Source organism: Arthrobacter sp. KBS0703, from assembly GCF_002008315.2.
Classification (GTDB): Bacteria; Actinomycetota; Actinomycetes; order Actinomycetales; family Micrococcaceae; genus Arthrobacter.
Genome location: NZ_MVDG02000001.1, coordinates 1,591,756 through 1,616,781 on the forward strand (window position 1 = coordinate 1,591,756; position 25,026 = coordinate 1,616,781).

Genomic DNA, 25,026 nt, shown 5'->3' on the forward strand with positions numbered 1-25,026 from the left:
TTGTAGCCTCAGCACATGAGCGAGGCTAAGGGTGCCAAGAGGTTACAACCCAAGATGACCCGCGGCGGCTTTCGCGTTCAGTTTGCCCTCTGGTCGCTTTGGACCGCGCTGCAGTTGGTGTTGGTAGTCCGGAATCTGGCCGTGGGAACTGTTTGGGATCTGGGGGGTTACCTATCGCTCGCAGGTTTGATCCTGGGCGTGGCGTACCTTGGCTTCCTTTCGTATGTTCGTCATCATGACGGCCATTTCTGGAAAGAGGAAGAGGCCAAGAGAGCTGAATGGGACCGGCGGGGGCGGGCACTTTGACCCCTGTTGGATCCCTGCTCCGCTGCTCGAAATCGAGACGTAGACGACCCGACCGGCCGAAAACTGGCCCTCTGGCGCATGCGAAGCGACATTTGCCTCCCACCGGTCCTCGGGTGGGCTGACTACCCGAAACGCAATGAAGCCAGAATCCGGCCCGGTTTGCCCACCACCAGAGCTCCCGTAGAAGCTGTCCGATGAAGCGCCACTGACGGGACCTTCTCCGGCGCTGTAATCCGGCAGTCGTCGTGGGCGCGGTCATGCCGGCAACGGGTAATCAAGCGATATGGTTGCCTTCAAAATCGAGCCGTTGCGACGATCGTTGGAAACCGCCCTGTCCCCACTGGAGTGCAACCCGTTTGACCCCTCCCCATACTGAATCACGGCGGCCGTATGACGTACGTCTGCGGCAATTCATCGCCTCGCTCCTTCGCCGGTGGGCGGCCCGGCGCTCGGCCTCAGCTGATCTTGCGACGGTAGATGGCGTTCGCGAAGGTGTAGGCGACGACGAGAATGCCGACGAGCCAGGCGAGGGCGATCCAGATGTCACTGCCGACGGGTTCCTGGGCGAACAAAGCTCGGATGGTGTTCACGATGGACGTCACAGGCTGGTTCTCGGCGAACCATGCGACCGGGCCGGGCATCGAGTCGGTGGGAGCGAACGCCGAGCTGATGAACGGCAGGAAGATCAGCGGGTAGCTGAACGCGCTCGCGCCGTCGACAGTCTTCGCCGAGAGCCCGGCGATCACGGCGATCCAGGTCAGTGCGAGGGTGAACAGGATCAGGATGCCGGCGACCGCGAGCCAGACGGCCACCGATGCTCCGGTGCGGAACCCCATGATCAGCGCGACGCCGATCACGATCGCGACCGAGACCAGGTTCGCGGCCAGGGAGGTGAGTACGTGCGCCCAGAGCACGCTCGACCTCGCGATCGGCATGGACTGGAAGCGTTCGAAGATGCCGCCTTGCATGTCAAGGAACAGCCGGTACGCGGTGTAGGCGACGCCGGATGCGATCGTGATGAGCAGGATGCCGGCGAGCATGTAGTTGACATACGACTCGTCGGATCCGGTGTTGATCGCGCCGCCGAAGACGTACACGAACAGCAGCATCAGCGCGATCGGGGTCACCGCGGTGGTGATGATCGTGTCGGGGCTGCGGAGGATGTGGCGCAGCGAGCGGGCGGTCAGGATGCCGGTGTCGCCGAGGACGTGGGTGGTCATCGGGGTTCCTTTCGTGCCGGGACCGTGCCGTAGGTTCGGTCGTCGTCGGCGGTGTCGGTTTCAGCGGTGTCACCGACGAGGGCGAGGAAGACGTCCTCGAGGGAGGGCTGCTTCTCGACGTATTCGACCTTGGCGGGCGGGAGGAGTCGCTTGAGTTCGGTGAGGGTCCCGTTCTGGATGATCGTGCCCTTGTGCAGGATTGCGATGCGGTCGGCGAGCTGTTCGGCCTCGTCGAGGTACTGCGTCGTGAGCAGCACCGTCGTGCCCTGATCGGCGAGTTTCTTGATGGTCTGCCACACCTCGATGCGCGCCTGGGGGTCGAGGCCAGTCGTCGGTTCGTCGAGAAAGATGATCGGCGGGTTTCCGATCAGGCTCATCGCGATGTCGAGGCGGCGGCGCATGCCGCCCGAGTACGTCGCCGCCTTGCGGTTCCCCGCTTCGGTGAGCGAGAAGCGGGCGAGTAGGTCCTCGGCGATCGCACCCGGGTTCTTCAGGTGACGCAACTTGGCGACCAGCACGAGGTTTTCCCGGCCTGTGAGCACTTCATCGACCGCGGCGAACTGGCCGGTCAGGCTGATCGATTCGCGCACGTCGCCGGGCTTCGCGGCGACGTCGAAGCCGTGGACCGTGGCGGTCCCCGCGTCGGCCTTCAGCAGCGTCGACAGGATCCGCACCAGCGTGGTCTTGCCCGCACCGTTCGAGCCGAGCAGCGCGAAGATGCTGCCCGTCCTGACGTCGAAGTCGACGCCACGCAGCACGTGCAGGTCCTTGAACGACTTCTCGATGCCCTGGACGCGGATGGCTGCTTCCGTGGTCATCTCCGCTCCTCCCGCTTCGCATTCTCGATCGCCTTCACCAGGCGTGCGCGCTCCTTATCGATCCACTGCGTACCGCCGTAGGCCTGGGTGAACGTCTCGGCGAACTCGACCGGGTCGTCGCCGACGATCGCGCTCACAGGCGTTCCGTCGACGGCGGCGCGCTCCCAGAGGTCGGCGAAGTCGCCGAACATCTTGACGAGGGTGTCGCCGTCGGTGACGCCGCCGTAGTACATGAAGTACCGCTCGAACGCCTTCGCGGCGATGCCGTAGGGCTCGGGGAGGGCCTCGATGCGGGCCTTGTACTGCCTGAACTGCTTCTTCTGCTCGAGCGGCCCGGTGAGGGCTTCGATCCACCTTGCGGCCATGATTATGCTCCTTCTTCCTGCGGGTGTTCGATGTGATGGTGGAGCTGTTCGATCCGTTCTGCGAGGAAGGTCCAGGTCCTCCAGAATTCTTGGAGGTACTCGCCGCCCAGTGCGTTCAGCGTGTAGACCTTGCGGGGCGGCCCCTTCTCGGACGGGACCTTCGCCACGTCCACGAGGCCGCGCTGCTCGATCCTGACTAGCAGCGCGTAGACGGTGCCCTCGACGATGTCGGAGAAGCCCTGCTCGCGCAGCCGGGCCGTGATCTCGTAGCCGTATGCCGGCTGCACGGCCAGGATCGCGAGGACGATGCCCTCGAGCGTGCCCTTGAGCATCTCGGTCATCTGCTTGCCCATGGAACCCTCCCTCAACTACTTAGTGTTGCTGACTACCACTAGATAGTAACACTGAATAGCGACGGCGCAAGGGGGCGGATGCAGCAGATCCGATTGTGGGTTCCGACGCCGGAAGGGAACGAGTGCCGTGCGCGATGAGGCGCACGGCACATGAGGTCGGACGACCTCCCCTCCGCCAGGTTTCGCGTCTGTCTCGCGGGCTCAGGCCGCCCGTTAGATCAGGTCGCCTTACGCCCTCACGGGGATGGAACTACGTGTCAGCTGGGGGGATACTGGCGGCAACCTCCGCAGCTTCCTCATAGCTGAACGGTGTGTGTTCTGGCGGAATGCAGCATCAGCGTCGACACGGAGCACGTCGGAAGCCAGCACCCGCACGTGAACGAGCTCGTCGTAGGCTGCGCTGCAGGCTAGGACATCTCCACGAACTTTGGATCCGTGGGAACCCGAGTCGGGAGCTATCTGGAAAATAATCCACCAGGTGGCTCCGGACTCGTCCCTGAAGAGGTAGCCCGCCCGGGGCCGATATGCAGCGCCCTCCACTCCGCGGCCATCGTAACCCTCCACTGCGTCCGGCGGCGCAGCGAACCTCGCCCCACCCTCTGCATCCCCTTGATGCCAGCCCATCGGCAAGCTCCGCCTCTACTTGGTTGAACGAATGAGGGAAACGACAAGCCAGATCACCAATCCGGTTGTTCCCACGAAAAACAGGGCAGCGCCCATGTCCCCCCAGTTCATGGCAGACGTCCGATGACCCATGGAGAGCCCTGCCCCTTGGGCTTGCTGGGGCTGGCCCCAAACGTCGGCCAATGGACTCCAGCTTTAGTGGGTTCACGGCTTGCCGGCGCCTCCGAAGCCGCCCCGGACCATGATGATGGCATGTGCTGGTCTGTAGTCAGCCGACGTGGACCCAGGGCCGCTTGGTGACGTCGGGTTCGGCTTCGCGCAGGACTTCGCGGGTGACGGGGGCGATCTCGCCTTCGCCGAGGAACAGGAACTTCAGGAGGTTGATGACGGGGTTGCCTTCTGTCCAGCGGAAGTAGATGTGCGGCATGAGCCCGGTGACGTCGCGGATGTGCAGGAGTACGGAGGCGATGGTGTTCGGCACGACCGGTCCGTGGACTTCCAGGATCCGGTAGCCGTGGCGGACTACGCCCCGGACTTCGAGTTCCGTTTCGAAGTCGGAGGAATCGTCCACTATCACTTCGAGGAACAGTGCCTGCCGCTGGTCCACGGGCAGGTGGCTGACCTCGATCGCCGAGTTAAGCTTCTCCCGGTATGCTTCCGCACTCAGTCTGAGCGGTTCGTGGGAAATGATGGCCAATGGCCCGTCCAGCACCTCGGACATGAACTCGAGGGCTTCCCGGTCCAGGTGGACGTGGGTGGCGTGTAGTTCGAAGGACCGCCGGACCCGGGAGAGCAGGGAGATCACGATGATGCTGAGGATAAACACGGCGGCGATACGGATACCTTCTGGCCGTTCAAAGATGTTGGCGATGGTGGTGTAGATGAACACCACGGAGATAATTCCGAAGCCTACTGTGCGCTTGGGCTGTTTCCGGCGTCGGGCCGACAGCGTCACGGCGACCGACGCTGAGGTCATCAGTACCAGCACACCGGTTGCGTAGGCACCGCCCTGGGCGTCGACGTCAGCGTCGAAGAGGAAGGTGATGAGGAACCCGACCAGGGTGAACACCAGGACGAGTGGCCGGACGGCTTTGGCCCAGCCTGGGGCCATGCCGTATCGGGGAAGGTACCGCGGGACGAGGTTGAGCAGGCCCGCCATGGCGGAGGCGCCGGCGAACCAGAGGATGGCGATGGTGCTGATGTCATAGACGGTCCCGAATCCGATGCCGAGGTATTCGTGGGCCAGAAAGGCCAGGGCGCGGCCGTTGGCCTGTCCGCCGGGTTCGAACTCCTGGGCCGGGATCAGGACGACGGTGATGAAGCTGGTCGTGATCAGGAACGCGCTCATGATGACCGCGGCGCTGGTCAGCAGCCGCCGGGCGCCTTTGATCCGGCCTGCGGGGCTTTCCTCCGTGTCCCCCGGGCGGCCTTGGATCTGGGGCATGACGGCAACACCGGTCTCGAAGCCTGACAGGCCAAGGGCGAGCTTCGGAAAGACCAGCAGTGCGATGCCGACCACCATGAACCAGTCACCGTGCGAGGTAGACAGTGCCCGCCACCATTCGCCGACGGCCAGGGGGTGGGTGAACACCTCGAAGAGTGTCACGGCCACGACCACGACGTTCAGGCCCAGATAGAGCACCACCAGGGTGACGGCAACGCCGATGGCTTCCTTGAAGCCGCGCAGGAACACCGCGGCCAGCAGAGCCAGCAGAACGAGCGTGACCAGGACGTTCTGCCCCTGCAGCCAGCCCGGAACAATGGGGTTCTGGATCAGGTGCGCGGTGGCGTCCGCGGCCGAGAGAGTCATGGTGATCATGAAGTCGGTCGCGGCGAACCCCAGCAGGATCAGGACGACGAGTTTGCCGCCCCACCGCGGCATCAGGCGTTCGAGCATCGCGATGGATCCCTCGCCGCGGGGGCTTTCGCCCGCGACCCTGCGGTAGACGGGAAGAGCGCCGAGCAACGTGACGGCGACGAGCACGAGGGTGGCCAGCGGGGAAATTACCCCGGCGGCCAGAGCGGCGATGGCGGGCTGGTAGCCGAGGGTGGAGAAGTAGTCGACGCCGGTCAGGCACATGACCTGCCACCACGAATGTTTTTTCAAGTGGGCGTCGCTCACGGCGCCGGGGCCCTGATGGATTCCCTTGGTGTCCTGGAGACCGAACAGGAGCCAGCTCCTCAAGGCGGTCATTCCTGTGGGCCGCGGGGCCGAGGGGTCCGCGGGGGGCCTGCTCAACGTGGTCATCTGTGCCTTTCCGCGCAGCGCACCGCGCCGCGATCACTGCCGACCGTAACACCGCCCCAGCGACGGGATGCCGCTCTTTACGCTTTCTTGATGCCCGCCTAACGCATTCTTAACGACCCTCCTGTGAGCCGACACGTCCGGCTGGCCCCGGAGCTGGTTGCGCCCAGGCACGTGTGACCGGACAGGGGGTGATGGACGTCGGCGCGGCGTCCGTCTCAGGGTTGCTTGCGGTCAGGGGATGAACCGGTAGCCGACGCCGGCTTCGGTCAGCAGATGTCGGGGGGTGGCTGGTTCCAGTTCGAGCTTGCGCCGCAGTTGCGCCATGTAAACGCGCAGATACTGGGTTTCCCTGACGTAGGTGGGGCCCCAGATCTGTGTCAGGAGCTGTTGCTGGGTGACCAGCTTTTCGGGGTTGCGAATGAGTATTTCCAGGATGCTCCATTCGATGGGTGTCAGGCGGATCTCCTGGTCGTCCCGGCTGACGCGGCGGCGGGCAAGGTCCACGGTAAATGCCGCGGTGGTGATGGCCGGTATTTCATGGGCTTCGGCGGTGCGGCGGGACACGGCGCGCAGCCGTGCCAGGAGCTCCTCCAGGCCGAAGGGTTTGGTGATGTAGTCATCGGCCCCGGCGTCCAGGGCGCCAACTTTGTCGTCTGAGCCGTGGCGTGCCGAGAGGACGATGACGGGCGTCGGGGTCCAGCTGCGAAGTCTCCGGATGACCTCTACCCCGTCGATGTCAGGGAGTCCCAGATCCAGGATGATGACATCCACCGGGTGGCGGGCGGCTTCGTGCAGGGCCGAGGCCCCGTCGTCGGCGGTGTAGACGGTGTAGCCGCGGGCGTCGAGGTTGATTTGAAGTGTGCGCAGGATCTGCGCCTCGTCATCGACGATCAGCACCGAGGTCATGGGTTGTTTCTCACCTCTCCGGGCAGTTGAAGTTCCGGTTTTTTCCACGGTTTGAGTCCTGATTGTGGCCGGGTGGCGGCCGTATCCGGTGTGCCCTCCCAGGGTGTGCCGGTGGACAGGGGCAGGCGGATGACCATGGTGAGTCCACCGCCGGGAGTCTGCTCCGCGGTGAGGGTGCCTCCCATGGTTTCGAGGAATCCTTTGGCCACGGCCAGGCCGAGGCCGACTCCGGTGGTGGAGGGGATGTCGTCGAGCCTTTGGAAGGGTCTGAACATTGCTACGACGTTTTCTGCGGGGATGCCTTGTCCGTGGTCGATGATCCGCAGTTCACCGGTTGGCCGGCCGTTGATGGTGGCGCTGCCCAGGCCGCCGGCGGTTCCGACGATAACGATGTCCGAGTCGGCGGCGTATTTGTGCGCGTTTTCGACGATGTTGGCGATGACCCTCTCGAGCATCCCGGCGTCGGCGTCGATTTCGGGCATGTTGGGGGCCAGGTCCACCCGCACGGTTCCCGGGGGGACGCCCCGCAGGGCGGCGGGGAGGACCTCGTACCACCGCAGTGGCCGGAGCAGCGGGTTGACCGCGTCGCTGGTGATCCGTGACATGTCCAGCAGGTTCCCGACCAGCTGGTCCAACCTGTCGGTGTAGTCCTCGATGGTGGCAAGCATCTCCTCCTCTTCATCCGGCGTGAAACGAATACCGGTCTGGCGCAGGCTGCTGACGGCGAGCTTGATCCCCGTCAGTGGTGTGCGCAGATCGTGGGAGACGGCGCGGAGTATGGCGGTGCGCATGGTGTTGCCCTCGGCCAGGCGGAGGTTTTCCCGCCGGCTGACGTTCAGTTGTTGACGTTCCTGCAGTGCGGTCACGTGGGCGGCGAACGCGCCCATCAGGCGCCGGTCGCTGGCTGGCAGGGTGCGGCCCGCGAGGACAAGCGCGGTTGCGGCGTCGATGCGTTCGACATTTTCAGCCTCGGCCGGTGACCCGGGTGGATTTTTGCCGGCAGCGGCAACACGGTGCCATGACGCGTTACCTCCGGCGGGGGTGCCGGGGTTGCGGTTGGTTTCTGCGGTGAAAAGGGCAGCACCGCTTACCTGGAAGACGTCCACGGCCTGTTCCAGCAGTGCGGTCAGCGAATCGGCGGAGCGCACGGCACCGCGGGCCAATTCACCGAGGGTGATGGCTTCGACGCGCGCGCGGGCCGCCTCCTTGGATCGGCGGGCGGAACGGTCCACGACCAGGGCCACAGCGGCGGATACTCCGACGAATATCAGGAGGGCGAGAACGTTCTGCGGGTCGCTGATCGTGAGTGTGCCCACCGGAGGGGTGGAGAAGTAGTTCACCAGCAGGCTGCTCCATAGGGCGGCCAGGAGCGCCGGCCACAATCCGCCGACCAGGGCCACGGCGACCGAGCCGGTCAGCTGGAGCAGCGCGGCGGTGGCCACATTGTGTTCAGGACTCAGTCCGAGCACAAGCTGCAGCAGGACCGGCAAGAGGACGGCCAGGGCGAATCCGGCTCCGACCCGTGCCCGGCCCAGCGCCCCGCGCGGTCGGTGCCCTGTTCCCTGGGCTCCCAGAGGGTGGGAGACCATGAGCACGTCAACGTCCCCGGATCCCCGAACGACCCGTGCTCCGATGCCGGCGCCGGCAAAAAACCGGGTGATGGCCTTGTGCCGGGAAACGCCGATGACGATCTGGGTGGCGTTGACGCTGCGGGCAAAGTCAAGCAGCGCCTGGGCCGCGTCGTCCCCGACGACCGTGTGGTAGCTGCCTCCGAGGTCCGCCACGAGCTGGCGCTGGGCCTCCAGCGACCGGGGGGATTCGGCCGTGACGCCGTCCGAGTCCCGGACATGGACGGCGAGCAGGTCGCCGCCGCTGACCCGGGTCAGGGCCCGGGCGGCGCGGCGTATCAGCACTTCACCCTCCGGGCCGCCGGTGAGCCCCACCACGATCCGCTGCCGGGCAGGCCAGGTCGCGTCGATGTTGTTTTCCGCGCGGTAGCGGGAGAGCCCCTCGTCCACCCTGTCTGCCAGCCACAGCAGCGCCAGTTCCCGGAGCGCGGTCAGATTTCCCAGCCGGAAATAGTTCGACAGTGCCGCGTCTATCTTGTCGGCGGCGTAGATCTGGCCTTCGCTGAGGCGTTGGCGCAGCAGTTCCGGAGAGATGTCCACCAGGTCGATCTGGTCTGCCCGCCGGACGATGTCATCGGGAACAGTCTCGGACTGCTTTACGCCGGCGATGGCGCTGACCACATCACCGAGGGAGGCCAGATGCTGGACATTCACCGTGGAGTGGACGTTGATCCCGGCGTCCAGGAGTTCTTCGATGTCCTGCCAGCGTTTTTCGTGGCGGCTGCCCGGGATGTTGGAGTGCGCGTACTCGTCCACGATCGCCGTGGCGGGTTTGCGGGCAAGGACCGCGTCAATGTCCATCTCTTCGAAGGTGGAGCCCCGGTAGGTGAGGATCTTGGGCGGGACGACCTCCAAGCCGTCTAGCAGTGCCCTGGTGGCGGCGCGCCCGTGGTCCATCGCCAGCGCGATGACCACGTCGTGGCCCTTGGCCTGCAGGCCTTGGGCCTCTTCGAGCATGGCGAAGGTCTTGCCGACCCCGGGGGCAGCCCCGAGGAAGATCCGCAGCGTTCCACGTACCATGCCGTCATTCTTTCACTGGTGGGCCTGTTGGTTTGTGCCGGCCCTTAGCGGGTGGCGAGGTCGAGGTTGAGGGTGGTGACGTTCACCGATGGCTGGCCGAGGAAGGCTTCCAGTCCGGAGGTGGTGTTCCGCTCCACCAGTGCCTTGACCTCGTTGTCGCTGAGCCGGTGTGCGGCTGCGATCCGGGGGACCTGGAGTTGGGCGTAGGCCACTGAGATGGAGGGGTCCAGCCCGGAGCCGCTGGCGGTGACCGCGTCGGCAGGCACCCGTGCCGGGTCGATGCCCTCCGCTGCCGCGACGGTTTCCCTGGCAGCTTCGACGTTCTTCGCCAGATTGGGGTCGTTGGGTCCGAGGTTGCTGGCCGAGGATGAGGCCGGGTCCCATTTCACGGCGGACGGGCGGGCGTGGAACCATCTCTGGTCCTGGACGCCCTTTTCGTCCGCCGGCGCCTGAACGAGCCGTGTGGAGGCGGCCGGGTTTCCGGCGGCGTCCTTGAGGATCGAACCGTTGGCCTGGGCGGGGGCGAGGACCTGGCCCAGACCGAAGACAGCAACCGGGTAAAGAAGGCCTAGGACAAGGGTTGCCAGGGCCAGGAACCGGACGGCGGTTCCTGCCTGCCTGAGGTATCCGAGGAGGGTGTTCATGGTCCGTTGCTCCTAGCCGATGCCGGGGATGAGAGAGATGAGAAGGTCGATGATCTTGATGCCGATGAAGGGTGCTATCAGCCCGCCGAGTCCGTAGATCAGCAGGTTCCGGGCCAGGGCCTGCTGCGCCGAGACGGCCTTGTACCTGACTCCCTTCAGAGCGAGCGGGACCAGGGCGATGATGATCAGGGCGTTGAAGATCACCGCCGAGAGGATGGCCGAGGCGGGTGTGGACAGACCCATGATGTTCAGCAGGCCCAGTCCGGGGAACGTCGCTGTAAACAGGGCCGGTACGATGGCGAAATACTTCGCGACGTCATTCGCGACAGAAAACGTGGTCAGTGACCCGCGCGTGATGAGCAGCTGCTTGCCGATACCAACAATGTTGATGAGCTTGGTCGGGTCTGAATCAAGATCCACCATGTTGGCGGCCTCCTTGGCGGCAGGCGTGCCCGAGTTCATCGCGACGCCGACGTCGGCTGCGGCAAGGGCAGGGGCGTCATTGGTGCCGTCTCCGGTCATCGCCACCAGCCGCCCGGCGGTTTGTTCTTTCTTGATGACGGCGAGCTTGTCCTCCGGGGTCGCTTCGGCGACGAAGTCATCGACTCCGGCCTCGACGGCGATCGCTTGGGCGGTGACGGGGTTGTCGCCGGTGATCATGACCGTACGGATGCCCATTTTTCGCAGCTCGGCGAAGCGGGCCTGCATCCCGGGTTTGACGACGTCCGCCAGGTGGATGGTCCCCAGGACCTCGGCGCCGCCGCTGGCATCGACCTGGGCCACGAGCAGGGGCGTGCCGCCCTGGGCGGAAATTTCCCCCACGCGATGGTCTACCTCTGCCGGCGTGTGACCGCCACGGTCCGCCACGAACGCCCTCACGGCGGAGGCGGCTCCCTTGCGGATCATACGGCCGTCCAGGTCCAGTCCGCTCATGCGGGTGCTGGCGCTGAACGCGACCACCTCAAATTCTTCCGTACCGCCGCTCAGTCCGGCCAGGTCCTGGCCCGCGACGCCCTTATCGGCTGCCAGATCCACGATCGAACGTCCTTCGGGAGTGTCATCGGCCAGGCTGGAGAGCCGGGCAGCTTCGATGAGTGCGGTCCGGCCGATGTTGTTGGCGGGGAAGAAATTCACCGCGCGGCGGTTGCCGTAGGTGATGGTCCCGGTCTTGTCCAGCAGGAGGGTGGTGATGTCGCCCGCGGTTTCGACGGCGCGGCCGGAGGTGGCCAGGACGTTGTGCTGGACCAGCCGGTCCATGCCGGCGATCCCGATGGCCGGCACGAGGGCGCCGATGGTCGTCGGGATCAGGCAGACCAGCAGTGCGACCAGGACAATGGGCGACGGTGTTGCTCCGGCCAGGGCGGCGAAGGGAGCCAGGGCCATGGTGACCAGGACGAAGACGATGGTCAGGGAGACCAGTAGCACGTTCAGCGCGATTTCGTTGGGTGTCTTCTGCCGGACCGCGCCTTCGACGAGTTTGATCATCCGGTCGATGAAGGTCTGTCCCGCCTCGGCCGTGATGCGGATGACGATGCGGTCGGACAGGACCCTGGTGCCGCCGGTGACGGAGGAGCGGTCCCCGCCGGACTCGCGGATCACGGGGGCCGATTCTCCGGTGATCGTGGATTCGTCCACGCTGGCCAGGCCCTCGATGATTTCGCCGTCGGAGGGGATGGTGTCCCCTGCCTCACAGACCACCAGGTCCCCCTTCGTCAGATCGGTCCCGGCGACATCCGCCGTGGAGCCGTCCTGAAGTCGTTTGTGGGCGATCACGCCCTGCCGGCTGGCGCGCAAGCTGTCCGCCTGGGCCTTGCCGCGGCCCTCGGCGATCGCTTCGGAGAGGGTTCCGAACAGGACGGTGAGCCACAGCCACACGGTCACAGCGATGCCGAAGAACGTGGGCCGGACGATGCAAATCAGGGTGCACAGGACGGCGCCGGCCAGGACGGTGAACATGACCGGTGAGTGGACCATCTGGCGCGGTGCGAGTTTACGGACCGCAAGTGGGAGGGCCTCCAGTACGGAGGCCAGGGTCAGCCGGGCCGGCTTCTTGGTGTGGTGCTTGTGTTCGCCCGGGGTGCCGAGGGGGTTGCCGTCGGCGAGGGTGGGTACGAGGAGGTCTGCCCGTTGCGGGGTCATCGGAGGAGTCCTTCTGCCAGGGGCCCCAAGGCCAGGGCCGGGAAATAGCTGAGTGCGGTGAGGATCACGGTTACCGCCAGGAGCAGGGACCCGAACAGCCACCCGTGGGTCGGCACGGTCCCGGAGGATTGCGGGATGCCTCGCTGCTGGGCGAGGGATCCGGCCAGGGCCAACACCAGGACGATGGGCAGGAACCGGCCCAGCAGCATCGCCACGCCCAGCAGGGCGGAGAGGTAGGGCCCGGACGTGGTGATGCCGCCGAAGGCCGAACCGTTGTTGTTTGCCCCGGAGGTGAAGGCGTAGAGGATCTCGCTGAATTGGTGCGGTCCGGAGGATGGAGCATTGGCCACTATGTCCGGGAGAAGGACCGTGAGGCCGGTCAGGGCAAGAACCAGGGCCGGGGTGACCAGGATGTAGATCGCCGCGAGCTTCATCTCCCGCGGGCCGATCCGCTTGCCCATAAACTCCGGGGTACGCCCGACCATCAGACCGGCGATGAACACCGCGATGATGGCCAGAATCAGCATGCCGTACAGGCCCGACCCCGTGCCGCCGGGAGCAACCTCACCGAGCATCATGTTCAACATCGCTGTCCCGCCGACCAACGGCGGCAGGGAATCATGCGCGACATTCACGGCGCCGGTGGAAGTCAGGGTGGTCGCGGCCGCGTAGATGGCGCTCGGCGCGGCGCCGAAGCGTTGCTCGAAACCCTCCCCCAGCCCACCGGCCGCGGCCGTGGCGCTTCCCTGCGCGGCCGCCACACCCCACCCCATGAAGGCGGTGGATGCCAGCCACAGGGAACCCATGACCGCGGCGATCGTGAAGCCCTGGCGCTGGTCCCCGACCATCCGCCCGTACGTGTAGGGCAGCGCGGACGGAATGAGCAGCAACAGAAAAACCTGGAAAAGACTGATGAACACGCTCGGGTTCTCGAACGGATGGGCGGAGTTCGCGTTGAAATAGCCGCCGCCGTTGGTGCCCAGGATCTTGATCGCCTCCTGTGAAGCGACCGGCCCGCCCGGGATGCTCTGGTGAACACCGGTGGCCTGGTTGACCACGTCGGTGGCCCAGAAGTTCTGGACCACTCCCCCGGCCATCATGGCAGCGGCCGCCAGGACGGCCAGCGGCAGCAGAAGACGGAACGAGGTCCGCGCCAAATCGACCCAGAAATTTCCCAGCCGGTCCGTCCGGGTCCGGGTGATGCCCCGGATCAGTGCAAGCACCACCACGATGCCGACCGCGGCCGAGAGAAAGTTCTGCACCGCCAGCAGGCACATCTGAACGAAAATCCCGACCGTCGCCTCCGGCACGTAGGTCTGCCAGTTCGTGTTCGTGACAAAGGAAATGGCCGTGTTCATCGCGACCCACGGGTCGACCCCGGACAGGCCGTTGCTGCCGGGCAGCACACCCTGAAGGCGCTGCAGTCCGAACACCAGGAGAATCGACACGGCCGAAAAGACCAGGACGCTGCGCAGGTAAACAGACCATTTCTGGTCGGCGCCGGCGTCGACGCCCGCGAGCCGGTAAAACAACCGTTCAGGGCGGGTGCTTGTCGTGCCGGTGAAAACGCCAGTCATATAGACCCCGAGCGGTTTGTGCAGCAGGGCCAGGGCCAGGATCAGGACACCGACCTGAACGAGGAACGAAACAGTATTGAATGTCATATCGGGCTCACCATTTCTCGGGGTGCAGCAGGGCGGCGACGAGATACCCGAGCAAAGCCAGGCCAGAGGCCAGCAAAACAAGCCACATCACGGCATCGAAAGTCACCGGCCCGTCCCCGTCCCGTCACCCAGGCCGCCGACCAATTTGGACACCAACTCGCCAATCCACACCACGAAACCCATAGACACTACGAGAATCGCAACGACAGCCACATCAGCCATCACAAAGTCCTTTCACCAAACCATCCACAGCGGATATGGCCAGTCAACTCCCGAAATCCGCCCCAAACGGCCGTTTTGACGCTATCTTTACGGCGCAGACCCAAATATTGATGGCCTCTTTACGCATCTGCCCCGCTGGCCCACACGGCCCGGAGTAGCGCCGTATGAGTCACGTGCGGAACCTCGTCTCCCTCCGGAGCCGGATGTGTGGCCTGACGTAGGTGCGGATAATTCATCCTCCGGCTTTCTGCCGCCTTCGATGAGCTTGTCGGCACCGATCCGTGGCGCGAGCAGTGCCCGTGCGCCAGCGCGCCCGTCAAGCCCTGCGAGCCAGGATGCGACCCGCCACCTGAACAGCGTCCTCCAGGGTCGCCGGCGCCCCTTCCTGGAATGCGGCGTCTGTGTCAACTTCGAACGCCGCCAGCACCTGGACATGCACTAATTCACCGGTGGTACCGCTGCACGCCAGCGAGGACGGCGAGTCGGTCTCCCTGGCCACCGTTTACCAGATCCTGCAATCCATGCCCTCTAGTGGGAAGTCGATGTGCTGCGAACCCAGAACACCGAGAACCGTTACCGCCGTTGCCAACGCCAAGAGCATCACCACCACTTAGCCTCTCGCCTCTGCGGACACACGGTTGAAGTCACTGAAAACGCGTTGGAAAGCTGGGCCGGCCACCGCGCGCGAACACGGCTTCGCCGCCGTCTCCCACACCGTCGAACTCCTCGGAATCTGCGCCAGCTGCGAAGGCACCGGGCGCGCCTGAGAGGGGCCTGTCTAGCCGCAAGCAATATCGAAGGCGACTCCGGCAGCAAAGGGCGCGTCCTCGGGCCATCGCCCTGCCCATCGAGGCGCAACCAAACCACAGCGCCGGCGCCCGCGGGAATTCAGGTCGTAAAGCAGGTGCGTCGGAGAACGCATCTCGATCCAGATGGGGTTCCCGACGTGGAATCCCCGGGCGATGCGGACTTACCTCTGGTGTTGAGTGCTTGAATGGGGGCATGGTGGAGCGCAGCGTACTGGTCTCCGGTGGCGGCATCGCCGGCTCGACCGCCGCGTACTGGCTGGCGAAGGCCGGTTGGTCGGTCACGATCGTGGAACGGGCGGCCGACACACGATCTAGCGGCAACCCTATCGACGTACGCGGAGGTGCGGTCGCTATTGCACGGCAAATGGGCATCTGGTCGCGCTTGGAGGAGGCTGCCACCGGTGTCGAACGCTTGGTCTTTGTCGACGCCGACGGGCGGCCACAGGCCACGATCCGCACGCGCCAGCGTGTGGACCGCCATGAGGAGGTCGAGGTCACACGCAATGAGCTCGTCGGCCTGTTGCTCGAGAAGGCCCGGGAGAGCAGCCTCGTCATCCGGGACGACTCGATCACCGCCTTGCACCAGGACGGCGGCGGAATCGACGTCGAGTTTCAGCGGACCCCTTCGCGTCGCTTCGACCTGGTCGTCGGAGCCGACGGACTCCACTCCACCGTTCGACGCTTGGCATTCGGCCCCGAAGAACGTTTTTCCCGCCCATTCGGCATGTTCGTGGGCACCGTGCGCGCCCCTGCGCCGATCGAGGATCCGCGCACCGTGCTGTTGTACAACGAACCGGGAACCTCCTTGACCATCCATCCGGCGGGTGGGAAGCCCGGGTTCGCATTCATCTTCCGTGGGCACCACGATGTCGACTACCGCGAAGCGGACCAAGGCAGACGCCTCGTCGAGTCCACCTACGCCGGAGGCGGGTGGCTCACCACGCTCGCGCTCAAGGAATGGGGCGCGTCCGACGATAGGTACTTCGACGCTGTCACTCGCGTGGACGTACCGCAGTGGACTGCCGGCCGCGTGGTGCTGCTCGGTGACGCGGCGAGTTGCATCTCGCTGTTCGGTGAAGGCTCCAGCAGCGCGATCGTCGGAGCCAAGACCCTCGCCGACGCGCTTGCCGCCCACCCGGACGACCACACCGCCGCCTTCGTCGGCTATGAACACACGCACCGCAATTACGTGCGACCGCTACAACGGGGCGCCGGCATAGCATCGCGCCTCCTCGTACCCAAGACCCGATCGGGCATCACGATGCGCAATGCGGCGTTGAACGCGCTCCCCTTTCGGAACAAGCGGCGAACCGCACCTTCGAGCGACGCTCAATGATAGGGGTGAACCACCCCTTATTGACCCAGCCGCTTGCCTCAGTTCAACTACTGGGTTTGCTCTTCGCCATGCGGCGTATCGCATAGGGAGACAACTGTAACTTTGCTGCGTACACGCCCACCGCCTGAACCCCCGCAGGCGCAGGCAGTCGGCCACCGGCCAGCCTGCCGGGTGAACCGCGGACTGCAAGCAGGCTTACAGTGGGAAACTGCGGCCCGGGGCGGGTCGGCGGTTTGAGTATTTCGAAAGGCTCGCAGTTGAGCAACCATCCAGGTCTGACCCCGCAGGCTGAACACGTTCGATGCCGTTGTCATCGGACTCGGTTCGATGATCGGTGCCGGGGTCTTCGCAGCCTTCACCCCCGCGGCCCAGGCGGCCGGGTCAGGGCTGTTGATCGGCCTTCTGGTCGCGGCTGTCGTCGCTTACTGCAACGCCACGGCCTCGGCCCAGATGGCCGCCGAGTATCGAACCTCCGGCGGCACGTACGTCTACGGGCGGGAGCGGCTGGGCCCCTGGTCCGGCTTCCTGGCCGGATGGGGTTTTGTGATCGGCAAAACCGCCAGCAGCGCGGCCATGGCCCTGACTTTCGCCGCCAGGCGGCGCCGCCGGGCTGGGAACGGCCCGTCGCCATCGCCGCGGTGATCCTGCTCGCCGCAGTGAATTCTCGAGGTGTCACCCGCACGGCGGCGTTGACCCGGATCATCGTGGTCGCCGTGCTGGCCTCCCTGGCCATCGTCGTCGCCGCATGTGGGGGGGGGCCGGAACCGCGGACCCGCTGCGGCTGATCGACGGCGGCCTGCTCTCCCACGGGTGGTACGGGATCCTGCAATCCGCCGGCCTTCTGTTTTTCGCTTTCGCCGGCTACACCCGCATCGCCACCATGTGCGAAGAAGTCATTAACCTGGCGTTGGGCATTGCTGTCGCCGTCGACGCCATCATCGCGGTGAGCATCCTGTCCGTTCTAGGCCCCGACGGCATCGCCGGCACCCCTGCCCCGCTGGCGGCCGCCGTCAGCGCCGGGTCCTGGGACTGGGCCTCCCCGATCGTCAGGGTCGGAGCCGCACTGGCCGCCCTAGGCGCGCTCCTGGCACTGATCGCCGGGCTGGGCCGCACCAGCCTGGCCATGGCCCGCGAAGCTGAGCTGCCCCGGTGGCTGTCGGCCATCCACCCCCGGTTCAAGGTCCCGCACCGGGCCGAGACGGTCCTCGCTGCCGTCATCTGCCTCATCATGAGCGTCGCTGACCTCCGGGGAGCGATCGGCTTTTCCTCCTCCGGGGTCCTGATCTACTACGTGATCGCGAACCTCGCCGCGTTCACCCAGACCGGCGAAAACCGCCGCTATCCCAAGGCCCTGCAGGCAGTCGGCGCCCTAGCCTGCGTGCTCCTGGTAGCGACACTGCCCGTCGAATCAGTGATCGCCGGACTGGTGATGTTCGGTGCAGGCACCCTCTACCGCGTCCTTCGCCTGCGCCGGGAGGCTATGCACGAACCCTAAGAACGCAGCTGCCCATCCGGTCTTCGTCGCCGCAACAACTCCCTACGTCCCCAACATGGCTCTCGGCACCATCTGTCACTGACCAGCCCAAACGATCCCAGAGGGCAGATAATCCGCCTCGGCTCCAGCTCCGCACTGCGTACGTTGACGCTGCGGCGGGATCCGCTCGCCGCACAGTGGCTTCTGGAGTCCATCAGTGACAATTGAGGCCTCCGGGTCTGTTGCGGGTCTATGGGACTTGTTGTGATCGGGTCCTGGATGCACGAGTCCTGTCCGCGCAGCTATCCCTGGGTGACTGAGTTTCAGTTCCGTGGGCGATCCAAGGAACACGACCTTTTGTGGAACATCGTTGCTTTTCGGCTTTGCTGGCTTTGACAGTAAAGCTGTCAAAGCGGGAGCTTGCGCGCCCGGCGATTAGCGTTCCCGGGACGGGCCGTTGCCCGCTGGAGGTAAAGGCGAGGGACAGCAGCGGTCGGCACACGGTGCAGTTCCTGTCCGTCGATCATCCCGTTCGCGGCTGGTTTTCTTTTTGGCTTTCGGGCGTGCTTTGCTTTTGGGCACGAAGTCATTCCTTTCACGCGCTGCAGTGCGTCCATCCTGCAAGCACCCGGGGCACCGCCTCGGGCCGGACCGGCGGGGCTGTCCGGCCAGTGGATGCACGGGAGCGTTCCCGCTGACGGGAAACGGCGACAAGGGCCGGCGTTTTCCGTCAGCAGGTGCAGGGCGCCGCGGCTCCCTGGCCGATAGTGGACAACGGGAGCCCGGCAAGACACCGGTATGAGGAACTGCGAGGGGGCCGACAAGCTGGTCTCCGTTCGACGGGTCACAGGTGCGCGGGAGAGCGCCTGGGCTAGCCTTGGCGGGCTTTCATCCGCGCGTTTTTCTTGTTGATGACGAAGGTGCGGCCGCGGCGGCGGACAATCTGGGCTCCGGGTATTTTTTTCAGCGCCCGCAGCGAGTTCCGTACTTTCATGAGTTGCTCCTTTGTGTTGTTTCGGTGGTCCGGTTCAGGTCGAAGGGGTCTTTGATCGTGCCGGGGCTGGAGGCCATCTCCGCTTCGGTCAGTTCGCAGGCGTTCAGCAGCGCAGCGATTTCGGTGTCGTCGACATCATCGCCGGTGACGGCCAGGACCGTTCCGCGGTCGCCGAATACGGGGTGCCAATCGAGCACGGCATCCGGATCATCCGCGGGAAAAGCCGCGCGGAGTGGCTCCCGTTCCGCCTGCCAAGGGCCCGTGTTCTCCAGCCAGACCCGGGGCCCGATGCCCTGAACGGCGATCCTGCAATCCGGCGCTGATGCCACCCAGAGCCTCCCCCGAAGCCAGCATGATCCTTCAGCGAGGGATGCCAGGGCGTGGCGGAAACGTCCCGGATGCAGGGGCCGCTCAATCCGCTGGACTACCGTGGTGAAGGGCGAGGAAGATTCGGCGGGATCCGCACCGAACCTGGGACGGTGCGTGCCGCCGCCTCTGCGAGGTTGTGCCGGCCGGGCGGGACGTCGCCCGCGCTTTCGGTCACCGCCGCGTGCGGGGCCAACTCATTGATCAGCTGGACTCCGCGGGCACGTGCTGCCGGATCAACCGGCACAAGAGCCGGGTCGGCCAGCAGGACGGTGTCGCTGAACGAAAGCTCCTCCATGAGGAATTCCCCCGGCGTCCGGTCATCCTCCGGAACGGGAGTGAAGCCGGACTCGAACAGGGTGTGGTGGTCCCAGATCTGGTCCTCCACGGCATCCGGAGCGCAAGCCAGCACCACCGAATCAATGGTGAACGCGCCCCCGAGGCCCCTCAGCAGAGCGTGCACGGCCGTCGAGCCAGCCACGGCCGGGGGCAAACCCAGGATGAGGCGGGAACCTGCCTTCAGCAGCCTCTTCACCGTGGGTACGACGTCTAGGCGCACGGTGCAGCTGAGGCATCCGTGTTCCAGGGTCGATTCTTCCCGCTCGAGGCGCCGGCCCTCCTGGAAGGTCCTGCGGATGACGAGCCCGTCTTCCAAGAGATCGTGGAAAACGACAATGGCCCCCGGGGAGTCTGCCGCCAGGGCCGCGCATGCCTTCTGGCGGCTGAAAACATCCAGGGAGCTCACAACAGTTACTTGCATGACAACCACTCTATATGCGAATCATTCTCATCTGCAACAGGCGCCCCCGCGCTCCCCCTCGACATTCAGCGCTGCCCCAGCCCATGAACGACACAATTGCCGACAGGCGCAAAAGCCCCGATCCGGACAGCTGAGCCGCTCAAGAGCACCGATCCGCGCCGGTCAGGCATGCCCGAACCTAATTGACACTGATTCTCATTTAGCCGAGAATTGGCGGTGTTATGAAACCCAGTACCCGCCTCGCGCAGGCCAGGGACCCCCTGGACGCCGAGGACGACGTCCGGCTGCACGAAGGGACCTAAGGTGGAGCGGATGACCCGCCAGCGCTCGGCCCTGAACAGGACGCTTGAGCGGACATCGGAATTCCGCAGCGCCCAGCAGCTGCACTCCATGCTGCGCGAGGACGGCGAATCGGTCTCCCTGGCCACCGTTTACCGGATTCTGCAGTCCATGGCCCACGAGGGCGAAGTCGACGCGTTGCGAACCCAGGAGACCGAAACCCGCTACCGCCGCTGCCAGCGCCGGGAACATCACCACCACCTGGTCTGCTGCCTGTGCGGACACACGGTTGAAGTCACTGAAAACACGGTGGAACGCTGGGCCGGGCGCACCGCGCGAGAACACGGCTTCGCCGCCGTCTCCCACACCGTCGAACTCCTCGGAATCTGTGCAAGCTGCGAAGGAACCGGCCTCGCCTAAGTCGGGCCTGCCGAGGAGCATGCGTACGGCCATATATTGGCGCGCTCAGGTAAGCCGACGGGGCGTCATTGCCAGGAGTCGTCCGTACGTAATGCCAAAAGGCTCTGTACCGCCCCCCACAGAGCCTTGCCGCAGACGGGAAGGGCAGGGTTGGCGGGCAGCGCGATGGCCAATTGGCCACCCCGGGGTGGTCTCGCCCGTCGGACTTACCCGGCCGGACCCGGCTCAGCCACGAATGCGGAAAGCATTGCTCCACACATAAGAAGATGCTTACATTTCTATGTGATTGCCGAGGAATCCCTTTCGGGGGCGGCAGAGTTGTTCAAGGCCCTGTCCCCACATCGCGGCTTCTCATCCTGTGCGCGCTTGCCCACGAGCCCTCGTCTGTAAGCGCACTGACTGGGGCAACGAAATTGTCCCAGCCCTTGGTCTCCCAGCACTGGCGGCTGCTCCGGGGGATCAATCTGGTCACGGCGACCAGGTCAGGACGCGAAATCATCTATTCCCTGACCGATGATCACGTGGCCCGTGTCATCCAAGACGCCATCGCACACAGCCACGAAAGCCAGGCACCGGCCCCTCCGGCGCCCGCGAAGGAGAAGGAACATGACCGAGGAAGTCAAGGCTGAACACACTCTCGCCGAGCACCAGCACGGCGGCCCGGACTGCACACACGTGACCGTCCAGCACGGTGACCATGTGGACTTCATCCACGACGGACACCGCCACGCCGAACACGAAGGCCACTACGACGAACACGACGATCCGGCCGAGCACACGCCGGCCGAGCACCAGCACGGCGGCCCGGATTGCACTCACGAAAAGGTCCAGCACGGTGACCACGTGGACTTCATTCACGACGGACACCGCCATGCCGAACACGAAGGCCACTACGACGAACACTAACAACACCCATGGGAAAGGCTTCGGGGAGATCCCCCGGAGCCTTTCCCATGGGCGCTTTCTGCTCACCCCTCTGGCTGTCAGCCCGTCCCTCCGTGAACCCTGCAAAAGGCCTGTGACACGCAGGCTCCCAGCGCTTGCGACCCCTCGGCACTGGCCATCCTTGAGCGTCAGGCGGGCCGATCATCGAGGCGGCTGAAATGAGCACATAACGGACTCCGGCCACGGAAGACGCACGCGGACATTCCGCCGCCGCAGTACCGAAGTCCTCATCCTGTATGGTTAACGCGATTGATTCTCAATAACAGATAGGGCTTATCAGATGCAGGACGAAATTCACGGCCGGCGGCGTCCGGCGGCTTTTGTGGCGGCGGCAGGAACGGCGCTAATGCTGCTGCTGGCTGGCTGCAGTTCCACCGTACAGGCGTCCGCGCCGACCGGAACGGGAACGGTGGAGGTGGCCACGTCGACGGATGTCTACGGGGACATCGTCCACGTCATCGGCGGGGACAGGGTCCACGTCACTCCCATCATTCACAGCGCATCCCAGGATCCCCATTCCTATCAGGCGACCACTCAGGACAAGCTCACCGTCTCCAAAGCCAGGATCCTGATCGAGAACGGCGGCGGATACGACGACTTCTTCAGCACTCTCGCTGCGGACAACACCGCCGGCGACCAACAGGTCATCAACGTCACCAAACTCTCCGGACTGGCACCCCAAACCGGGACAGCCAGCCAGGGCGCCTCAGGGACGCCGGAATTCAATGAACACCTCTGGTACAACCTTGAGGCAATGACCACGTTCGCGGACACCCTGTCCGGGGAACTGGCCCGCGTCGACCCGGCCGGCGCGTCTTCGTTCGCCGCCAACGCCGACCGGTTCAAAGCCGAGCTCGGCAAGCTCAAGGACCGCACCGCCGCGCTGAAGGCGCGCCGCGGCGGCGAAGCGGTCGCCATCACCGAACCGGTCCCCCTCTACCTGCTCGACGCGGCCGGCCTGGTCAACAAGACCCCGGAAGAATACAGCCACGCCATCGAAGCCGGCCAGGACGTCCCCGTCCCCGTTCTGCAGAAGACCCTGGACCTGATCTCGGGCAAAGCGGTGAAGATGCTCGCCTACAACGACCAGACAGAAGGCCCACAAACCAAGAAACTCAAGGATGCCGCAACCGCGGCCGGCGTCCCCGTGGTCGACTTCACCGAAACCCTCCCCGAGGGCCAGAACTACCTCCAATGGATGAGCGCCAACGTCGACCACGTCGAAAAGGCCCTGCAACCCTAGACCAAGCTGCCACTCAGTGCGTTGCCGTGCCAGTTCCGGTCGCTTCAGCAGCCAAGGATGGAGCGGAGGGTGGCAAGGGCCTTGGCCGCAGTTTCGGGGTCCGCTGCGCCGGAGGTGATGTCGCCAACGGCCTTGGCGTTCCGTCACCTGTAGATGGGACGCGACCCAGCGGGCGGACCACTAATCCGGGGGCGGTCTCGGGGACGAATAGCCGTCATGGGCCAAGGTTTTCCCACGCTGCCCTGCGTAGCGTCGGAGTTGTCACAGCGGTCTGGGCTCTACGGGGAGGAGGCACAGATGGATTTTCACGGCTCATTGCGCCTTTTCCCCGCGGTCCTTATCACGGGCATGGCAACGTCCCCGGCCGGAGCCGGGCACATCCTCGGCGGCGAAGTGCTTCCCTGCCCAGGGACCATTGCAGTTCTGACCGCACTGCTGCCGGGGCACCGATGAAAGCAGCAAGAACCCTCGTCATTGCCTGCCTTTTGTTAGCTTTGCAAGTTACCCCAGCCCAGGCGGCAACCACTGGGGGTTCCCCGCCTCCGGACCACACCGTGCTGGGCAACGACATCTCCTGGCCCCAGTGCGGCGGGGACATTCCGGAACCCCGGGGATTCGCAGTCATCGGCGTGAACGGCGGGCGGCCGAATACCACCAACCCCTGTCTGGCCATGCAACTGACCTGGGCGGCCAGCACCTCAGATCCGGCCAAAGAGCCACCTGTCGCGCTCTATGTCAATACAGCCAATCCCGGATCCGCAGCGGCCTCGTGGTGGCCCACATCAAACGCCTATCAGGGCGCCAACGTCAGCAACCCCTATGGGAAGTGCGACGGCACCGACACCGCGGCCTGTGCCTACATCTACGGGTACGCCATGGCCTATGACGACGTAAACGTCCGAGGCGTCACCGATGCCAAACACCGTATGTGGTGGCTGGATGTGGAAACCGGGAACAGCTGGTCACCGGACCCTGCAGCCAACACCGCAGACCTGGAGGGCATGACGACATATCTGCAGAGCATCGGCGCAGAAGTAGGTATCTATTCCACGATGTATCAGTTCGGCGAAATCACCGGCACGGTTGACCCCGGCAGCAACCTGAACAAACTCAAGAGCTGGATCGCCGGGGCAACATCAAAAGCCTCAGCGCGGGCCTACTGTTCCTCTTCGCCGCTCACATCCGGCGGGACCGTTGCCCTGACGCAATTCACCGCGGGACCTTTCGACTACGACTACCCGTGCCTCCCCCTCCCCTCGACGCCTCCAGCACCGCCGAAACCGCGGAACCCACCTGATCTGCCGAAACCGCCGGATCCGGCGGATCCGCCCCGCGCGTTATCACCCATGCGCTTCTACTAACCTGACTAACGGTTTCCGGTTCCCGTCATCTTTACCGGTAGTCATCCCGGCCGCTGGCCATTGCATCGATCGGGTTCATGTCGTCGCTGCCGGTTCGGGCCGAAGGCATTCGTCTTTTCCACGAGGCGGGCGGGTTGGCTGATTTAGGGGACGACACAGGGTCTTGACGGAGGTGCCAGCGAAGAACGATCTGCGGGGCCAGCCCCTGCCAATGGCACAGAGCGAAGCGCGATGTCCACACTCCCATCACCTGCCTGCCACGACAGAAAAGTGCCTTCGCCAGGCAGACACAGGCACCTAGATTCTCCATCGCCAGCCCGGCAATTAGACGCAGGAACGGAAGGTCCGACCCTGACGTGACTAACGTGCCTTTCAGCGGCGCCCGGCGCTGACAAGCCATAACGCTAGTGGAGGGCAGATAATCAGCCACAGCACCGCAGCCCCGCTGCGGACCTTCGAGCTGCGCCGCGACCCGCTCTCGGAGCAGTGGCTTCTGGAGGCCATCACTGACAGTGAGGACGCCGCTGCGTAGTGTGGGGCCATGGGACTCATCTACGACGACCCTCGCCTGGCAGCACTGACGCTGCTGCGCATCGCCGCCGACGAAGCCGAAGGCCCCACCGAGCTCACCGGGCACATGCACGCGGTCCTGGACGACCTCGTCCAGCGCAACGGGCGCGAGTATCTGGCGGAGCTGGCCATCGCCCTGGCCCGCACCGGGTTCATCGCCCTCGACGAACTCGCCAGAACCACCGGGAACACCACCACCGAACTGCTGGACGCCGTCGAAGTCGACACCCTCGAAGGCCTCGATGACGGATTCTAGAGTCGGTGCGGGACTGCCAGCGGGGCTTACCCCGCCGGTGAAAGTCGCCCTAGTCA

At 65.1% G+C, this 25,026-nt stretch carries 23 protein-coding genes and 1 pseudogene; 10 read left to right on the forward strand and 14 right to left on the reverse strand.

Annotated features, from left to right (window positions below; all coding sequences use genetic code 11):
- The first annotated feature begins 15 nt into the window (after positions 1-15).
- Positions 16-306 (forward strand): hypothetical protein, encoded by a 291-nt coding sequence (locus tag B1A87_RS07530; protein WP_078029461.1) that lies wholly within the window; start codon positions 16-18, stop codon positions 304-306.
- Positions 307-761: 455 nt separating this feature from the next.
- Here the strand turns inward: B1A87_RS07530 and B1A87_RS07535 are convergent, their stop codons facing one another.
- The 11 genes from B1A87_RS07535 to B1A87_RS07585 form a co-directional block, all read right to left on the reverse strand.
- Positions 762-1,526: an ABC transporter permease gene (locus B1A87_RS07535; RefSeq protein ID WP_078029460.1), complete on the reverse strand. Its 765-nt coding sequence runs from the start codon at positions 1,524-1,526 to the stop codon at positions 762-764.
- The gene (locus B1A87_RS07540) at positions 1,523-2,344 is read right to left on the reverse strand and encodes an ABC transporter ATP-binding protein (protein ID WP_078029459.1); all 822 of its coding nucleotides are present in this window, start codon (positions 2,342-2,344) and stop codon (positions 1,523-1,525) included. Before B1A87_RS07540 ends, B1A87_RS07535 begins: the two co-directional genes overlap by 4 nt.
- Positions 2,341-2,709 carry a DUF1048 domain-containing protein gene (locus B1A87_RS07545; protein WP_078029458.1) on the reverse strand — a complete coding sequence of 123 codons (369 nt, stop codon included), beginning with the start codon at positions 2,707-2,709 and terminating at the stop codon, positions 2,341-2,343. Before B1A87_RS07545 ends, B1A87_RS07540 begins: the two co-directional genes overlap by 4 nt.
- 2 nt (positions 2,710-2,711) lie before the next feature.
- Positions 2,712-3,062: a PadR family transcriptional regulator gene (locus B1A87_RS07550; RefSeq protein ID WP_078029457.1), complete on the reverse strand. Its 351-nt coding sequence runs from the start codon at positions 3,060-3,062 to the stop codon at positions 2,712-2,714.
- 892 nt (positions 3,063-3,954) lie between these two features.
- Positions 3,955-5,934, reverse strand: coding sequence for an amino acid transporter (locus B1A87_RS07555; protein ID WP_078029456.1), 1,980 nt, complete (start codon positions 5,932-5,934; stop codon positions 3,955-3,957).
- A gap of 231 nt (positions 5,935-6,165) precedes the next feature.
- Positions 6,166-6,840 (reverse strand): response regulator, encoded by a 675-nt coding sequence (locus B1A87_RS07560; RefSeq protein WP_078029455.1) that lies wholly within the window; start codon positions 6,838-6,840, stop codon positions 6,166-6,168.
- Entirely contained in the window at positions 6,837-9,488 is a 2,652-nt protein-coding gene (locus B1A87_RS07565) for a DUF4118 domain-containing protein (protein WP_078029454.1), read from the reverse strand. Before B1A87_RS07565 ends, B1A87_RS07560 begins: the two co-directional genes overlap by 4 nt.
- A 44-nt stretch (positions 9,489-9,532) precedes the next feature.
- On the reverse strand, positions 9,533-10,132 hold the full coding sequence (locus B1A87_RS07570) for a potassium-transporting ATPase subunit C (RefSeq protein ID WP_078029453.1): 600 nt from the start codon (positions 10,130-10,132) through the stop codon (positions 9,533-9,535).
- A gap of 12 nt (positions 10,133-10,144) precedes the next feature.
- A complete protein-coding gene (kdpB, locus tag B1A87_RS07575) occupies positions 10,145-12,271 on the reverse strand; it encodes a potassium-transporting ATPase subunit KdpB (RefSeq protein WP_078029452.1) in 2,127 nt (708 codons plus the stop codon).
- On the reverse strand, positions 12,268-13,935 hold the full coding sequence (kdpA, locus tag B1A87_RS07580; RefSeq protein ID WP_078029451.1) for a potassium-transporting ATPase subunit KdpA: 1,668 nt from the start codon (positions 13,933-13,935) through the stop codon (positions 12,268-12,270). Before kdpA ends, kdpB begins: the two co-directional genes overlap by 4 nt.
- A 7-nt stretch (positions 13,936-13,942) precedes the next feature.
- The gene (locus B1A87_RS07585; RefSeq protein WP_260681030.1) at positions 13,943-14,023 is read right to left on the reverse strand and encodes a potassium-transporting ATPase subunit F; all 81 of its coding nucleotides are present in this window, start codon (positions 14,021-14,023) and stop codon (positions 13,943-13,945) included.
- Between the two features lie 678 nt (positions 14,024-14,701).
- Here B1A87_RS07585 and B1A87_RS24930 point away from each other — a divergent pair.
- The 3 genes and pseudogenes from B1A87_RS24930 (at position 14,702) to B1A87_RS07600 (ending at position 17,797) form a co-directional block, all read left to right on the forward strand.
- Positions 14,702-15,151 carry a transcriptional repressor gene (locus B1A87_RS24930; protein WP_139362902.1) on the forward strand — a complete coding sequence of 150 codons (450 nt, stop codon included), beginning with the start codon at positions 14,702-14,704 and terminating at the stop codon, positions 15,149-15,151.
- Between the two features lie 8 nt (positions 15,152-15,159).
- Entirely contained in the window at positions 15,160-16,302 is a 1,143-nt protein-coding gene (locus tag B1A87_RS07595) for an FAD-dependent oxidoreductase (protein ID WP_078029448.1), read from the forward strand.
- A gap of 257 nt (positions 16,303-16,559) precedes the next feature.
- Positions 16,560-17,797 (forward strand): annotated as a pseudogene (locus B1A87_RS07600) (APC family permease).
- Between the two features lie 850 nt (positions 17,798-18,647).
- Here the strand turns inward: B1A87_RS07600 and ykgO are convergent.
- From ykgO to B1A87_RS24615, 3 genes are read right to left on the reverse strand one after another with little or no spacing between them, the layout of a single operon-like run.
- Entirely contained in the window at positions 18,648-18,770 is a 123-nt protein-coding gene (gene ykgO / locus B1A87_RS07605; protein WP_078029447.1) for a type B 50S ribosomal protein L36, read from the reverse strand.
- A complete protein-coding gene (locus B1A87_RS24610; protein ID WP_313902503.1) occupies positions 18,767-19,186 on the reverse strand; it encodes a GTP-binding protein in 420 nt (139 codons plus the stop codon). The genes ykgO and B1A87_RS24610 overlap by 4 nt, the downstream gene beginning before the upstream one ends.
- Positions 19,187-19,194: 8 nt before the next feature.
- On the reverse strand, positions 19,195-19,896 hold the full coding sequence (locus B1A87_RS24615; protein ID WP_313902458.1) for a hypothetical protein: 702 nt from the start codon (positions 19,894-19,896) through the stop codon (positions 19,195-19,197).
- A gap of 312 nt (positions 19,897-20,208) precedes the next feature.
- On the opposite strand from B1A87_RS24615, the gene B1A87_RS07615 reads away from it, so the two are divergent.
- The 6 genes from B1A87_RS07615 (at position 20,209) to B1A87_RS07640 (ending at position 24,970) form a co-directional block, all read left to right on the forward strand.
- Complete coding sequence (locus B1A87_RS07615; RefSeq protein ID WP_078029591.1) at positions 20,209-20,595, forward strand: Fur family transcriptional regulator; 387 nt, start codon at positions 20,209-20,211, stop codon at positions 20,593-20,595.
- Positions 20,596-20,861: 266 nt separating this feature from the next.
- Positions 20,862-21,224 carry a helix-turn-helix transcriptional regulator gene (locus B1A87_RS07620; protein WP_260680744.1) on the forward strand — a complete coding sequence of 121 codons (363 nt, stop codon included), beginning with the start codon at positions 20,862-20,864 and terminating at the stop codon, positions 21,222-21,224.
- A complete protein-coding gene (locus tag B1A87_RS07625; protein ID WP_078029446.1) occupies positions 21,202-21,501 on the forward strand; it encodes a hypothetical protein in 300 nt (99 codons plus the stop codon). Before B1A87_RS07620 ends, B1A87_RS07625 begins: the two co-directional genes overlap by 23 nt.
- A gap of 319 nt (positions 21,502-21,820) precedes the next feature.
- Positions 21,821-22,783, forward strand: coding sequence for a metal ABC transporter solute-binding protein, Zn/Mn family (locus tag B1A87_RS07630; RefSeq protein WP_078029445.1), 963 nt, complete (start codon positions 21,821-21,823; stop codon positions 22,781-22,783).
- Between the two features lie 629 nt (positions 22,784-23,412).
- Complete coding sequence (locus B1A87_RS07635; protein WP_185982276.1) at positions 23,413-24,144, forward strand: hypothetical protein; 732 nt, start codon at positions 23,413-23,415, stop codon at positions 24,142-24,144.
- A 541-nt stretch (positions 24,145-24,685) separates the two neighbouring features.
- Positions 24,686-24,970, forward strand: a complete 285-nt coding sequence (locus B1A87_RS07640; protein ID WP_078029443.1) for a hypothetical protein — start codon at positions 24,686-24,688, stop codon at positions 24,968-24,970.
- Positions 24,971-25,026 lie beyond the last annotated feature (56 nt).

Coding starts and splice junctions, on each gene's coding strand:
- B1A87_RS07555 (WP_078029456.1), bottom strand. CDS start 5,934: ATGACCACGTTGAGCAGGCCCCCCGCGGACCCCTCGGCCCCGCGGCCC.
- B1A87_RS07545 (WP_078029458.1), bottom strand. CDS start 2,709: ATGGCCGCAAGGTGGATCGAAGCCCTCACCGGGCCGCTCGAGCAGAAG.
- B1A87_RS07540 (WP_078029459.1), bottom strand. CDS start 2,344: ATGACCACGGAAGCAGCCATCCGCGTCCAGGGCATCGAGAAGTCGTTC.
- B1A87_RS07560 (WP_078029455.1), bottom strand. CDS start 6,840: ATGACCTCGGTGCTGATCGTCGATGACGAGGCGCAGATCCTGCGCACA.
- B1A87_RS07620 (WP_260680744.1), top strand. CDS start 20,862: ATGCTTACATTTCTATGTGATTGCCGAGGAATCCCTTTCGGGGGCGGC.
- B1A87_RS07625 (WP_078029446.1), top strand. CDS start 21,202: ATGACCGAGGAAGTCAAGGCTGAACACACTCTCGCCGAGCACCAGCAC.
- ykgO (WP_078029447.1), bottom strand. CDS start 18,770: ATGAAAGTACGGAACTCGCTGCGGGCGCTGAAAAAAATACCCGGAGCC.
- B1A87_RS07570 (WP_078029453.1), bottom strand. CDS start 10,132: ATGAACACCCTCCTCGGATACCTCAGGCAGGCAGGAACCGCCGTCCGG.
- B1A87_RS07530 (WP_078029461.1), top strand. CDS start 16: ATGAGCGAGGCTAAGGGTGCCAAGAGGTTACAACCCAAGATGACCCGC.
- B1A87_RS07615 (WP_078029591.1), top strand. CDS start 20,209: ATGACCCGCCAGCGCTCGGCCCTGAACAGGACGCTTGAGCGGACATCG.
- B1A87_RS07640 (WP_078029443.1), top strand. CDS start 24,686: ATGGGACTCATCTACGACGACCCTCGCCTGGCAGCACTGACGCTGCTG.
- B1A87_RS07550 (WP_078029457.1), bottom strand. CDS start 3,062: ATGGGCAAGCAGATGACCGAGATGCTCAAGGGCACGCTCGAGGGCATC.
- B1A87_RS07565 (WP_078029454.1), bottom strand. CDS start 9,488: ATGGTACGTGGAACGCTGCGGATCTTCCTCGGGGCTGCCCCCGGGGTC.
- B1A87_RS07585 (WP_260681030.1), bottom strand. CDS start 14,023: ATGTGGCTTGTTTTGCTGGCCTCTGGCCTGGCTTTGCTCGGGTATCTC.
- B1A87_RS07535 (WP_078029460.1), bottom strand. CDS start 1,526: ATGACCACCCACGTCCTCGGCGACACCGGCATCCTGACCGCCCGCTCG.
- kdpB (WP_078029452.1), bottom strand. CDS start 12,271: ATGACCCCGCAACGGGCAGACCTCCTCGTACCCACCCTCGCCGACGGC.
- B1A87_RS07595 (WP_078029448.1), top strand. CDS start 15,160: ATGGTGGAGCGCAGCGTACTGGTCTCCGGTGGCGGCATCGCCGGCTCG.
- kdpA (WP_078029451.1), bottom strand. CDS start 13,935: ATGACATTCAATACTGTTTCGTTCCTCGTTCAGGTCGGTGTCCTGATC.
- B1A87_RS24615 (WP_313902458.1), bottom strand. CDS start 19,896: ATGCAAGTAACTGTTGTGAGCTCCCTGGATGTTTTCAGCCGCCAGAAG.
- B1A87_RS07630 (WP_078029445.1), top strand. CDS start 21,821: ATGCAGGACGAAATTCACGGCCGGCGGCGTCCGGCGGCTTTTGTGGCG.